Source organism: Streptomyces sp. NPDC058195, from assembly GCF_042883525.1.
In the GTDB taxonomy this organism is placed as follows: Bacteria; Actinomycetota; Actinomycetes; order Streptomycetales; family Streptomycetaceae; genus Streptomyces.
In genome coordinates this window covers 174,529-186,358 of sequence record NZ_JBHVVM010000011.1, presented here as the reverse complement: position 1 = coordinate 186,358, position 11,830 = coordinate 174,529, and the positions used below count along the sequence as shown (strand labels likewise).

The following is an 11,830-nucleotide window of genomic DNA, read 5'->3' as shown; positions in this document are numbered from 1 at the left end:
CCTCCCCTGGTTCGTTCCGGCCCGAAGCGGCCGATCCCGATCGGAGACGCATGACCACGACCACCCCGCCCGGCGGGCAGCCCCGCAAGAAGCCGAGCGACGAGGAATACGGGGCCCTGCGGGCCCGCGCCGCGCTGTGGGCCGGTGCGTCCGTACTGATCACCAACCCGCTGGGGCTGGTACTGATCCAGCACGTGGACTACCGCGACACCTGTCTCCTGCCGGGCGGGGCCGTCGACGAGGGCGAGTCACCCGCCCACGCCGCCGCGCGCGAAGTGCGCGAGGAACTCGGCGTCACCACCGCGGCCGACCGGGGCCTGGCCGTCGACTGGGTCTCCGCCGAGGGTTTCGGCGCCCGCCCGGCCCTGCGGTTTCCCGGCGAGATCGTGCACGTCTTCGACGGCGGCAGCTGGGACGAGGACCGGATCGCGGAGATCCGCCTGCCCGACCACGAGATCACCGGCATCGAGTTCGTCGAACCGGCCCTGCTCCCGGACCTCCTCGCCCCCAGCGACGCCCGGCGCGCCCTGTCCGCGCTGCGCGCCCGGATCAACTCCGCCGGGACCGTCCTCCTGGAGAACGGTCTCCCGCTCGCCCCGACCGTCCTTGACCGCCTCGCCGTCCTGCGCACCGCCCGCGCCGAGCACGCCTTCCCGTGGCACGACGGCCCAGCCCCGCACGAGCGGACGGTGACACGGGCCCAGGGATGGCTGTTCGCACCGGACGGGCGCGTACTCGTCCTCCTGGACCCCGAAACCGGCGCCGCCCGCCTGCCGGGCGGCCCGCCCGTGGCCGGGGACCGGGGCGACTGGGCGTCCACTCTGGTCCGGGCGGCCGAGGAACAGGCCGCGGCCCGGCCCGTGTCGCCGCTGCTCCTCGGACACCTCACCGACCCCCGTACGCTCCACACCCATCTGCGCTGGGCAGCCGCGTTCACCGGCATCACCACGCCCTCGCCCGACCTGCCCGGAGGCCTCCGCCCCACCCGTGTCCTGGCCACCCCCGAACAGGCCACTGAGCTCGTCGGGCGCGGTAAGCCGGCCGCCGCCCAGCTCGCCGCCGTCCACCGGGGGCGCCACCACCTGAACATCCCGCGGGCCGCCCCGCAGCCCGTCACCGAACTCCCCCGCCGTACCGGCTGAGCCACTCAAGCGGAATCGGCATCGGCTGAGGGCCGGTCCCGGTTTTCTCCGGAACCGGCCCACCGCTTGCCGCACTTCTTGCCGGAGGTCTTGTCGGAGTTCTTGTCGGAGAAGATCCGGATGCACCCCGCTTCGGTGAGCGCGTGGTGCTACGGCGACGGTCCGACTGTGCGCGGTCACGGATTGGTCCTGCTCATCAATCGGTCGGCAGATGACCGCGACTCGTTGTTCATGTGTGGGGGCGGCCTCATCCGGGCGATTACCGGCGGCCTCGGCCCGGCTGTTCGGGCCCCCGCCCGCAGGCAGTCACGGCCGGCAACGGGCTCCCCCGCTCCGAAGGTCCGAACCTCGCCGTGGTCGACACCAGCACCACATACCCAGCGGAACCGAGCAGACGGTCGGCCGCGCAGGCCGGCCTGCGCGGCTGTGGCCACCACGCCCCCGACGCACGAAAGGCCGCCCTCTCAGAAATGAGAGAACGGCCTCCGACCTGCGTTTCCGCACAGTCGGGACGACAGGATTTGAACCTGCGACCCCTTGACCCCCAGTCAAGTGCGCTACCAAGCTGCGCCACGTCCCGATACTCGCTGACCTGGGGTTTCTCCCTGGCCGAACGCGCATGAGAACAATACCGCACTCGGGCGGGTGGTCACGAACGCCTTTGGCGCTTGACCTCAACCGGGCTTGATGTTCAACGCTTGTTCCATGACGAACTCCACCGCCGCGGCGCGGCGCGGCCACCACGAGATGAACCGCCTGATGAGCATGATGACCGGGGACGAGAAGCACGGTCCCGCGGCCACCTCCACGCTGGATGTGCTGTGGGTGCTGTACGACCGGGTGCTGCGTGTGACGCCCGGGACCGTCGACGCCCCGGACCGCGACCGGTTCCTGCTCTCCAAGGGGCACGGGCCGATGGCGTACTACGCGGTCCTCGCCGCGCACGGATTCTTCGGCGAGGAGCTGCTGCCGGGCTTCGGGACGTTCGACTCGCCGCTCGGGCACCACCCGGACCGGGTCCTGGTGCCCGGGGCCGAGATCGGCAGCGGCTCGCTGGGGCACGGGCTGCCGCTGGCCGTGGGAAGCGTGCTCGGACTCCGGGCGCAGGGGTTCACCGACCCCCGGGTGTGGGTGCTGATCGGCGACGCCGAGCTGGACGAGGGCAGCAATCACGAAGCGCTCGCCTACGCGGGCCCGGCCGGGCTGGAGCAGCTGCACACCGTGGTGGTCGACAACACCTCGGCTTCGTACGCCCGGCCCGGCGGCATCGCGGCCCGGTTCGAGGCGGCGGGCTGGTCGGTCGGCACGGTCGACGGACGCGACCACGAAGCGCTGTACGCGGCCTTCACCGCGCCGCACCCCGGGCAGCCGCGCGCCGTGGTCGCCCAGGTCGAACCCAAGAACTGAACGCTCCGCACACGACGGTAAGGACTCCGATCATGGACACGATGCGTGACCGCTTCATCACCACCGCGACCCGGCTGCTGGACCAGGATCCGCGCCTCGCCCTGGTGCTGGCCGAAATCAGCCGGGACGGCTTCGACCCGGCGCTGGAGGCGCATCCGGACCGGGTGGTCAATGTGGGTATCAGGGAGCAGCTGCTGGTCGGGGCTGCGGCCGGGATGGCGCTCACCGGAATGCGGCCGATCGTGCACACCTTCGCCAGCTTCCTGGTGGAGCGGCCCTTCGAGCAGGTCAAGCTGGACTTCGGCCACCAGGGGGTGAGCGGCGTACTGGTCAGTGCGGGGGCTTCGTACGACTGGCCGGCGGGTGGGTTCACGCATATGGCACCCGGTGATGTCGCGCTGCTGGACACCCTCGACGGCTGGACGGTTCACGTACCGGGCCATCCGGACGAGGCGGAGGAACTGCTGCGGCAGGCCGCAGCGGCCGACGACCGGGTGTACGTACGCCTGTCGCTGCAGTCCAACGAGCGGGCCCGGCCGGTCGGTGCGGGGAGCGGGTTCACGCCGGTGCGGGAGGGCGCGGGCGGTGTGGTGGTCGCGGTCGGACCGATGCTGGACAACGTGCTCGCCGCGACCGAGGGACTCGATGTGACGGTGCTGTACGCGACGACGGTCCGCCCGTTCGACGGAGCCGGGCTGCGGCGGGCGGTCGATGCCGGGAAGGCCGATGTGGTGATCGTCGAGCCGTATCTGGCGGGCACCTCCACCACCGCCGCCAATGACGCGCTCGCCGCGCTGCCGCATCGCGTGCTGGGCCTCGGCGTGGGGCGGGCCGAGCTGCGCAAGTACGGGGAGATGGACGAGCACCTCGCCGCGCACGGGCTGGACGCGCGGGGGCTGCGCGAGCGGATCGGGGGCTTCCTCCGCCGGTCCTGACCCACCCGGCCGGCGACGGCCAGGAGCTGGGGCGGGGTGGCTCCGGCCGGGGTCAGGGCACGGTGGGCGGGCCTGACACAGCCCGCACCGTACCCTCATGTGGCCGTGGGCACCGGGACGAGGCACGTGCACGTCAGCGGGCAGATCGCCCCGTCATCACCCCTCCCGGTCAGCACCTGGCCGGCCGGGAGAATGCGGTCCGAGGGCGCGTCCACGCACCCGGCGCCGGTGTCGCGCCGATCCCGGCCTCCTCCGGCCGCGCCCACCGCCACTGCCTCCACCGCGGCGGCGACCGGGCCGCGGACAACGCCCCCCGCACGCCCTCGTGCTCACCCGCATGTGCTTCGACGAACGCACCCGCGCCTACGCCGCACGCCGCACGCCGCACGCCGCACCGAGGAAAGGCTGAACAAGAAGGACATCACGCGATGTCTCAAACGGTTCGTGGCGCGCGAGGTCTCTCGCGCGCTGACCAGCAAACCAACCGAACGCATCACTCACACCGGCCTGACTCCGGCGGCTCGGCAGCCATAGGAACATCCCGGTCACCGGAGGCGGCGGGTCAGCCCCCGAGACCGTTCCCCTCCCGCTGGTCGATGTGTACCACCAGCTCCAGGGCCAGTGACTTGATCGTGTCGAGCCCCGCCCTGCCCCACGGGCGGGGCACGGTGTCGACCGCGCAGACGGCACCCAGGGCGACGCCGGTACGGTCGATCAGAGGGGCACCGAGATAGGAACGGATGCCTATCTCGTCGACGACCGGATTCCCCGCGAACCGCGGGTAGTCGCAGACGTCCTCCAGCACGAGCGCCTTGCGCCGGACCACGACATGCGGGCAGTAGCCGCGGTCGATGGCGACATAGCGCCCGCTACGGCTGCTGCACGCGGCGGCGATGCCCAGGTCCGAGCCTTTGTGCGTACCGGTCGGGGTGTGCAGACCGGCGAAGAACTGCCGGTTCCCGTCGATGAAGCTGACCATGGAGAACGGCACTTCGGTCAGCTCGGCCACCCGGTCGGCGAAGGCATCGAAGTTGTCGAACGACGCGTCGGAACGCTCCCCGAGCCCGAGCGTCCGCAGCCGCCGGGTACGGACGACGGCGTCACGGTCGACCGGCGTGAGCAGCAGCCGTCCGGTGGTGTTCCGGGTCACGGGCGGACTCCGAAGCCGGTCAGCGGGGCCGGTGCCGCGGTGGCGTTGATCAGGTGCTGGACCAGGGTGACCAGAGCTCCGGTGCCCGAACTGGCGATCCGGGCGTCGCAGAGCACCACCGGGACGTCCGGGCCCAGGTCGAGCGCGGCCCTGATCTCGTCGGGTGCGTAGCGATAGGCGCCGTCGAACTCGTTGACCGCGACGATGAACCCGATGCCGCGCCGCTCGAAGAAGTCGACGGCGGCGAAGCACTCGGCGAGCCGACGGGTGTCGGCGATCACGACCGCGCCGAGCGCCCCCTGGGAGAGTTCGTCCCACATGAACCAGAAGCGCTCCTGGCCAGGCGTGCCGAACAGATAGAGGACGTGCTGCTCGTCCAGGGTGATGCGGCCGAAGTCCATCGCCACGGTGGTGGCGGTCTTGGACTCGATGCCGTCGAGATGGTCGGTCCCGACGCTCACCTGCGTCAGCAGCTCTTCCGTGCTCAGCGGTGCGATCTCGCTGACCGCGCCGACGAACGTCGTCTTGCCGACGCCGAACCCGCCCGCTACCAGCACCTTGAGGGCGACGGGGAAGCCCTCGGCCTCGCCCGGCCCCTCGGCCCCGGAGGGCTCCGGCACGGCTGGGGCGTGCGGGGCAGGGACGGGGTCGCCGTACCCCGGCGGCTCCCCGTACCCCCGCGGTTCGTCGTAACCCCGCGGTTCCCCGTACCCCTGCGCCGCGTGCCCGTGGGCGTGTACGTTCCCGTAGCTCTGAGTGTGCCCGTGGGCGGGTGGGTGCCCGTAGTCCGGTGCGACCGGGTAGTCCGGGGCGCCTCCGTGGTTTCCCGGGTGTCCGTAGCTCTCCGGACTCCCGTGGTTCTCGAAACGGCCGTGGTGCCCGTGGCCCGCGAATCCTTCGGGGTCTTCGTCGTTCCGGTACGCGGCGGAGCTGCCGAAGCCGTCAGAGCTGTCGTCGTAAGCCATCGAGCACTGCCTCCAGCAGAGATCGGTCGGTGGGCATGTCGTGGAAGGCGGGCGGGTGCGCGGTCACCGCCCCGCAGTCGACCAGGTCGGAGACGAGCACCTTGGTGACGACCGCGGGCAACCGCAGATGGGCGGCGATCTCTGCCACGGAGGTGGGGCCGTCGCACAGCCCCAGCGCGACGGAGTGCTCGGGGCCGAGGTGCGTCTGCGGATCGCTCCCCGTGGCCATGATCAGCGAGAGCAGGTCGAGTACGGCCGTAGGACGGGTCCGGCCGTTGCTCACGGTGTAGGGGCGGATGAGCCGCCCCGCCGCGTCGTCGAGCAGCGGCCCGTCCTGCGGGACCGACACCCTCACAGCCCCGTGGTGCCGGAGGAACCGGCCGCTTGTCTCACGGGCGTCATCAGATACGGCCGGACGCTCTTGACCAGCATGGTCATCTCGTAGCCGAGCACCGCCGCGTCCGCCTCGCGTCCGGCGAGGACGGCGAGGCAGGTGCCCGATCCCGCGGTGGAGACGAACAGCAGGGTCGAGTCGAGCTCGACCACCACCTGCCGTACCTCACCGCTGTCGCCGAAGCGCGCGCCGGCGCTGCGCCCCAGCGAGTACAGACCGGCCGCCAGCGCCGCCATGTGGTCGGCGCTGTCGGCGTCCATGCCGTGAAGGGACTTCACCAGCCCGTCGGCGGAGAGCAGAACCGCGCTGCGCGTGTACGGGACACGCTGGACCAGGCCGCTCAGCAGCCAGTCGAGGTCCGAGACCTGACCGGAGGGCATATCGGTCGCCATGAAGCATCTACTCCTTCGGGGGGTGCGTTTCGAGGGGGTCGCTCGCCGGGGCCGCCTCCGGGCCCGGTGCAGGGGCCGCCGGGTGCGGGGCGGTGGTCGTGGAACGGCCGCGTACCGGCAGCGGTTCGAGCGGGGCCGATGGCTGCCAGGACTCCCCGCCCGCCGTTTCGGGGCCGGGATCCGGCTCGGGGGCACTGCCCGGCTCGGACTCGGTGCGGGCCTCGGCGAGTTCGATGCCCCGCCGGAAGGCGGCCAGGAGTCCCGGGTCGTGCAGGGCCTGTTCGTCCTGGGAGCGCGGGACCGGTGCTTGCCTCAGCTGCGGGACGAGATGCTCCTGGTTGCTGCGCCGGGGGAGCTGGGGCCGGCCCATGGTGCCGCGTACGGGGGCTGGCTCCGGCTGGGGCTCGTCGGGTGTCTGCTCCGGGAGCCGGGGGCCGGGAGGGGCGTCGGCCGGTGCGGGGCGGGCGGGGCGCTCGGCCCGCGCCGGGAGTGCCGGGGTCTCGCCCTGTCCGGGTGCCTGCTGCGGCGACTGGTACAGGCGCAGCGGCTGGCTGGGGACGTACGGCTGACGGCCGGGGACCGGCTGCGCGGCGGGGGCGGCGCCGGGACCGGCGGTGAGGCGTGGATTCGGCGTGGGGTGGTTGCGGTGACCGCTCCCTTCGTCCTCGGCCGGCGGGCGGTGGACCGGGCCCGGGGGCGGGACCGGTGCCGCGCCCTGCTCGGCCGCGGCGTCCTCGTCCACGCCCAGCAGGGACTGCGGCAGGACGAGGACGGCCTGTGTGCCTCCGTAGATGTTGCTCTGCAACCGGACCGCGATGCCGTGCCGCCGGGCCAGCGAGGCGACGACGAACAGTCCGATCCGGCCATCCTGCAGCAGATGGGCCACATTGACCTGGTCGGGCGCGGCGAGCAGGGCGTTCATCCGCTTCTGCTCGTTGCCCGGCATGCCGAGCCCCCGGTCCTCGACCTCCAGGGCCAGCCCGGCGGTGACCTGCTGGGCACGCATCAGCACCTGGGTGTGCGGGGCGGAGAACACGGTCGCGTTCTCCACCAGTTCGGCGAGCAGGTGGATCACGTCCGCCACCGCGTGACCGCGCAGCGTGCCGTCGATCGGCGGTACGAGCTTGACCCGTGGGTACTGCTCGACCTCGGCGATCGCGGAGCGCAGGACCTCGGTCATGGTGACCGGATTGCTCCACTGCCGCCGGGAGACGGCGCCGCCGAGCACGGCGAGGTTCTCGGCGTGCCTGCGGATGCGGGTGGCGAGGTGGTCGACGTGGAAGAGGCCCTTGAGCAGATCGGGGTCCTCGACCTCGTGTTCCAGCTCGTCGAGGATCTGGATCTCACGGTGCACGAGCGACTGCAGACGCCGCGCGAGATTGACGAAGACCTCCACTTTCTGGTCTTCGCCGGAGTGGTCGGCGAGCCGGGACGCCTGGACGACCGCGGTCACGGCGGCGTCCTGGTGCCGGCCGAGCTCCTGGGCCAGCAGTTCGAAGGCGTCGCTGCCCGGGGCGACGGGACCGGCGGGCCTGCGGGCGGCCACCGGTTCGCCGTTGCGGAGCTGCTCCATCACCCGTTGCAGCTCGGCCTGGCCCTGGGCACTGGTGCGGCGCAGTGCCAGGCAGCGGGCGAACACGGTGGTGGCGAGCCGGTTCGCGGCCAGGAAGGCGGCCAGTACCGCGGTGAACGCCAGCCCGGCGGCCGTGCCCAGCACGATCCAGAGCTCGGTGGAGGGCCCGGCCCCGGTGGACCGGGCGGTGAAGATGACCGCCGCGGAACCGCTCAGTACCGCCGCCACGGTCGGCAGCACCGCGGTGCGCAGGATCTGGGGGCGTATGCGCGTCTCGGCGGTCGGCTGGGCGGCGCGCGGTCTGCCCGCGGCGGTGTGGGAACGGGCGCCCGGTCGGCCGTGCCGCCCGCCCTCTCGGCGCTCCGGTCGCGCTTCGGGTGCGCGAAGTTGAGACATCAGTGTCCTCGGTACGTGGGGCACCCGGAAGCGGCGTTCCTGCGGTGGCACCTACGGTGGTTGGTCCGGCTCGGTGCATGGGTCGGGCAGGCTCGAAACGTATGAGCCCCCCGTTGATCACCGGACACACACGGTAGTCGTCCCTCACATGGGTGCGGGTCCGAGTTGTCGAACTTGCCCGCCATCCGTCCCGCTCTGGTATGAGCTCTCGCACGGTAGGCCGATCACGCCGCCTTGACGCCCGGACGGCCGACCCCCGAACGGCCTACGGGCAGGAACCCTTGAACGCGGGGCGCTCTTCGGCCTGTCCGGCGTTCGTGGACCGGTCGGTCGCCCCGGACCGGCCACCCGGTACGTCACACAGCGTAATCATCGTGGCCATGAGGCCGATCGGGTGAACGGCGCGCCCCGGCCACGTGGTGCGGGGCACCCCTGCGGGCGCCTCATCCGCCGCCTCATCCGTCGCCTCATCCGTCACAGGGGTTTCAGGCGTCGGCGATTCGGCCATTCCGGCCCGCGGCGCGGGGGTGGCGCGGCGGGCCCGGGACGGTCCGGGCCGTGCGGCACAAGGGGCCGACGCCGTCCAGAATCGAGCGCGTTCGATTCGCGAGCGGCGTCGTTAAGCCGTGCGCCGCCCGTCCCCCACCGAGATCGAGGCACCATGACTGGCATGTCCCCGCGTACCCGGGCACACGGAACGGTCCGCGCAGGCGGAAACAGCGCCTACTGGGAACCCCTGTGGCGGTCCGGCCGCCGCTACCGGAACATCGATGTGCCGGAACGCGAGGCCCTCTACCGGCAGGTGGGCATCGGCGCTGGCAGGCCCGCCCTCGACATCGGCACGGGCGACGGGGGCCTGGTGCGGGCCCTGACCGACCTGGGCTACCGGACGACGGGGATCGACTGTGCGCCCGGCGCGCTGTCCGCCGCCCGCCACGAGCACCCGGGGCTCGACTTCCGGCGCTTCGACTTCGGCACCGACGACCCGGCGGAGCTGCCCGGACCGGCCTTCTCCCTGATCACCTGCCGTCTGGTCTACCCCTGGGTCCAGGACAAGCCCGGCTTCCTCGCCCTGGTACGCCAACTCCTCGCCCCGGGCGGCGTCTTCTGGGTATCCGCCTCCGTGCACCGCCCTCGGTCCGGTGAGGCGGCCAGGCCCTGGGAGGTCAGTGCGGCGGAGGTGGCGCTCCTCGCGTCCGCCTGGTCCCGTGCGGACGTGACCCAGCTGGACGAGTCGTACCACTGCTTCGCCCTGCACCCTGGCAGGCCACGCGTACGGTGAAGGGGACCGGGCCGCCTCCCGGCAGGGCCGGGCACCAGATCCTTCAGCCGCCACCGCCTCCTTCAGCGGCCGCTCGTGAGGTCGAGGTTCTGCTCGTCGGCCTCGGGGACGGTGAGCGGCGTCTTCCCCCCGCTGCGCCAGGGGCGCGCGATCGGGCGGGAGACGGGCCGCCACCACGGCTCCGTGGGAAGGGCTCCGGCGGGCTCGAACGGCAGCCCGGGGTTCGGGAGGGCGACGTCCTGCCCTGCTTCCCGCGCCACGTCCCTGGTCCATTCGGCGGGCTCGGCCCACGGGTGCGGCGCCAGGTTGAAGGTGCCCCAGTGGATCGGCAGCATCACACCGTGCGGTCTGCCGCCCTGGAGGTCGAGATGCGCCCGCATCCCCTCGGCCGGTGTCATGTGGATGTCGGGCCAGTACTCCGAATAGGCGCCGATCTGGATCATCGTCGCGTCGAACGGGCCGTGCTCGGCACCGATGTCCCGGAAGCCGGAGAAATAGCCGGTGTCGCCACTGTGGTAGATGCGGTGCCCGGGACCGGCGACCGCCCAGGAGGCCCACAGCGTGTGCTGCTGGTTGCGCAGGCCCCGGCCGCAGAAGTGACGTGCGGGGGTGGCGGTCAGCTCGATCCCGGCGATCCTCGTGGTCTCGTTCCAGTCCAGCTCGCGCACCCGGTCTGCGGGGACACCCCAGTGCTCCAGGTGGGCGCCGACGCCGAGCGGAACGGCGAACACCGTGGAGGTGCCCGCGAGGGCGCGGACGGTCGGCAGGTCGAGGTGGTCGTAGTGGTCGTGGGAGATCACCACCACGTCCACCGGGCCGAGCGCGGCGAGCGGCAGCGGCACGGGGTGCAGGCGCCGGGGACCGGCGAAGGCGAAGGGCGAGCAGCGCTCGCCCCAGACCGGGTCGAAGAGCACACGTCGGCCGTCGATCTCGGCGAGCACGCTGGAATGACCCATCCAGGTGAGCCGCAGCCCCGTGGCGGGCGGCTCGGCCAGGTCGGCGTAGGTCGTGGGGTGGACGGGCACGGTCCCGGCCGGGGCCCGGCGGACCCGCTCCTCCTTACGGAAGTAGACCTTCGCGAACTCCAGTGTGGATCCCGACGGCCTGGTCCGCGCACCCACCGGATTCTGAAAGACACCGTCCGCGAAGTTGGGCGAGCGCCGGATGCGCTCCATGCGGGCGCCGCCGGGATCCGCGCCGAACGCGGCGGGGCGCAGCGCACGCAGCCGGGTGCGGAGCGGGGTCAAGGGATCGGCGCCGGTCACAGCATCTCCTGGGGGAGTCGGTGTCGTCTCATTATGTGCAAGGGGTGCGAGTGTGCGAGCGCGGTGGACCGGGGCGGCCGGCCGGGCCGGGCGGCCCGCGCACCGCGCCGCCCTCCTCGGCGTGTGCTCCCCCGGGCAGCGCTGTCCCACCCTGTGTCCCATCCCCTCACGCCGACTCCAACGTGCGGGCCCGTCGCAGGATTCCGCGTCCGCCCGACCGGCATGTCACATCCGCCGGGGCCCGTCCGTCGCATCGGTGCAAGCAGCCGTCGGCGTGGAACACGTGGCCTCGCCTGACGGTGTCCGAGCCGTACCGAAGGAGACCGGTCATGACCGCCCGAATCCCGCTCGACCCGCCCCGCACGCTCCTCTTCCGCGCTGTGTCGTGGTACTCGAACCGCGTGTACGGCAAGGTCATCGACCCGCTGCGGGCCGCCGCCCACCACACCGGGGTGCTGTGGACGCAGTCCCGTTTCGAGATGTCCGCGGGCCGTTGGAAGAAGCTGGACCCACAGCTCAAGGCGCTCGCGGTGATGGCGTCCGCAGCCACCATCGGCTGCGGCTGGTGCATCGACTTCGGCTACTGGGAGAACCACCGGCACGGCATGGACCCGGCCAAGCTGCGCGATGTCCCGGTGTGGCGGGAGAGCGAGGTCTACGCCCCGCTGGAGCGGGACGTCATGGAATACGCGCAAGCCATGAGCCTCACTCCGCCGGAGGTCGGGGACGAGCTCGCGAGACGGCTGCGGGACGCACTCAGTGAGGCGGCGTTCGTCGAGCTCACGGCGATGGTCGCGGTGGAGAACATGCGTTCCCGCACGAACTCCGCCCTCGGTCTGACCAGCCAGGGATTCAAGGACCGTTGCGCGGTGGACCGGCCCGCGAACAGCTGATCGGGCGGGTGCACCGGGGCGGGGCGCGCGGCGCTC

Annotated in this window: 11 protein-coding genes, 1 tRNA gene and 1 pseudogene; 6 read left to right on the top strand and 7 right to left on the bottom strand. The window is 72.3% G+C overall.

All coding sequences use genetic code 11. The features are described from left to right. Window positions 1-50 precede the first annotated feature (50 nt). Entirely contained in the window at window positions 51-1,142 is a 1,092-nt protein-coding gene (locus ACFVWY_RS16615) for an NUDIX domain-containing protein (RefSeq protein WP_389872363.1), read from the top strand. Between the two features lie 506 nt (window positions 1,143-1,648). Here the strand turns inward: ACFVWY_RS16615 and ACFVWY_RS16610 are convergent. Then, a tRNA-Pro gene (locus ACFVWY_RS16610) sits at window positions 1,649-1,722 on the bottom strand. 125 nt (window positions 1,723-1,847) lie between these two features. Here ACFVWY_RS16610 and ACFVWY_RS16605 point away from each other — a divergent pair. From ACFVWY_RS16605 to ACFVWY_RS16595, 3 genes and pseudogenes are all read left to right on the top strand, one after another. Beyond that, window positions 1,848-2,549 (top strand): transketolase, encoded by a 702-nt coding sequence (locus ACFVWY_RS16605; protein WP_389872360.1) that lies wholly within the window; start codon window positions 1,848-1,850, stop codon window positions 2,547-2,549. Window positions 2,550-2,581: 32 nt separating this feature from the next. Continuing rightward, on the top strand, window positions 2,582-3,484 hold the full coding sequence (locus tag ACFVWY_RS16600; RefSeq protein WP_389872358.1) for a transketolase family protein: 903 nt from the start codon (window positions 2,582-2,584) through the stop codon (window positions 3,482-3,484). A gap of 72 nt (window positions 3,485-3,556) precedes the next feature. Continuing rightward, window positions 3,557-3,634, top strand: a pseudogene (locus tag ACFVWY_RS16595) (RidA family protein); the annotation flags it as partial. Between the two features lie 412 nt (window positions 3,635-4,046). Here the strand turns inward: ACFVWY_RS16595 and ACFVWY_RS16590 are convergent. The 5 genes from ACFVWY_RS16590 to ACFVWY_RS16570 form a co-directional block, all read right to left on the bottom strand. Further along, the gene (locus tag ACFVWY_RS16590) at window positions 4,047-4,634 is read right to left on the bottom strand and encodes a GAF domain-containing protein (RefSeq protein ID WP_389872355.1); all 588 of its coding nucleotides are present in this window, start codon (window positions 4,632-4,634) and stop codon (window positions 4,047-4,049) included. Then, the gene (locus ACFVWY_RS16585) at window positions 4,631-5,254 is read right to left on the bottom strand and encodes an ATP/GTP-binding protein (RefSeq protein ID WP_389872475.1); all 624 of its coding nucleotides are present in this window, start codon (window positions 5,252-5,254) and stop codon (window positions 4,631-4,633) included. The genes ACFVWY_RS16590 and ACFVWY_RS16585 overlap by 4 nt, the downstream gene beginning before the upstream one ends. 322 nt (window positions 5,255-5,576) lie before the next feature. Further along, complete coding sequence (locus ACFVWY_RS16580; RefSeq protein ID WP_389872473.1) at window positions 5,577-5,948, bottom strand: DUF742 domain-containing protein; 372 nt, start codon at window positions 5,946-5,948, stop codon at window positions 5,577-5,579. 2 nt (window positions 5,949-5,950) lie between these two features. Continuing rightward, window positions 5,951-6,385, bottom strand: coding sequence for a roadblock/LC7 domain-containing protein (locus tag ACFVWY_RS16575; RefSeq protein WP_389872353.1), 435 nt, complete (start codon window positions 6,383-6,385; stop codon window positions 5,951-5,953). A gap of 7 nt (window positions 6,386-6,392) precedes the next feature. Further along, window positions 6,393-8,354: a sensor histidine kinase gene (locus tag ACFVWY_RS16570; RefSeq protein WP_389872350.1), complete on the bottom strand. Its 1,962-nt coding sequence runs from the start codon at window positions 8,352-8,354 to the stop codon at window positions 6,393-6,395. 670 nt (window positions 8,355-9,024) lie between these two features. Here ACFVWY_RS16570 and ACFVWY_RS16565 point away from each other — a divergent pair. After that, a complete protein-coding gene (locus ACFVWY_RS16565) occupies window positions 9,025-9,636 on the top strand; it encodes a class I SAM-dependent methyltransferase (RefSeq protein WP_389872347.1) in 612 nt (203 codons plus the stop codon). A 62-nt stretch (window positions 9,637-9,698) separates the two neighbouring features. On the opposite strand, the gene ACFVWY_RS16560 is transcribed toward ACFVWY_RS16565, so the two are convergent. Beyond that, window positions 9,699-10,901 (bottom strand): MBL fold metallo-hydrolase, encoded by a 1,203-nt coding sequence (locus ACFVWY_RS16560; RefSeq protein ID WP_389872345.1) that lies wholly within the window; start codon window positions 10,899-10,901, stop codon window positions 9,699-9,701. Between the two features lie 329 nt (window positions 10,902-11,230). Between ACFVWY_RS16560 and ACFVWY_RS16555 the strand changes: the two genes are divergently transcribed. Beyond that, on the top strand, window positions 11,231-11,794 hold the full coding sequence (locus ACFVWY_RS16555; protein WP_389872342.1) for a carboxymuconolactone decarboxylase family protein: 564 nt from the start codon (window positions 11,231-11,233) through the stop codon (window positions 11,792-11,794). The last annotated feature ends 36 nt before the right edge of the window (window positions 11,795-11,830 follow it).

Excerpts from the sequence above, each read along its gene's own strand:
- ACFVWY_RS16615 (WP_389872363.1), top strand. The coding sequence starts at position 51 with ATGACCACGACCACCCCGCCCGGCGGGCAGCCCCGCAAGAAGCCGAGC.
- ACFVWY_RS16605 (WP_389872360.1), top strand. The coding sequence starts at position 1,848 with ATGACGAACTCCACCGCCGCGGCGCGGCGCGGCCACCACGAGATGAAC.
- ACFVWY_RS16600 (WP_389872358.1), top strand. The coding sequence starts at position 2,582 with ATGGACACGATGCGTGACCGCTTCATCACCACCGCGACCCGGCTGCTG.
- ACFVWY_RS16575 (WP_389872353.1), bottom strand. The coding sequence starts at position 6,385 with ATGGCGACCGATATGCCCTCCGGTCAGGTCTCGGACCTCGACTGGCTG.
- ACFVWY_RS16570 (WP_389872350.1), bottom strand. The coding sequence starts at position 8,354 with ATGTCTCAACTTCGCGCACCCGAAGCGCGACCGGAGCGCCGAGAGGGC.
- ACFVWY_RS16565 (WP_389872347.1), top strand. The coding sequence starts at position 9,025 with ATGTCCCCGCGTACCCGGGCACACGGAACGGTCCGCGCAGGCGGAAAC.
- ACFVWY_RS16555 (WP_389872342.1), top strand. The coding sequence starts at position 11,231 with ATGACCGCCCGAATCCCGCTCGACCCGCCCCGCACGCTCCTCTTCCGC.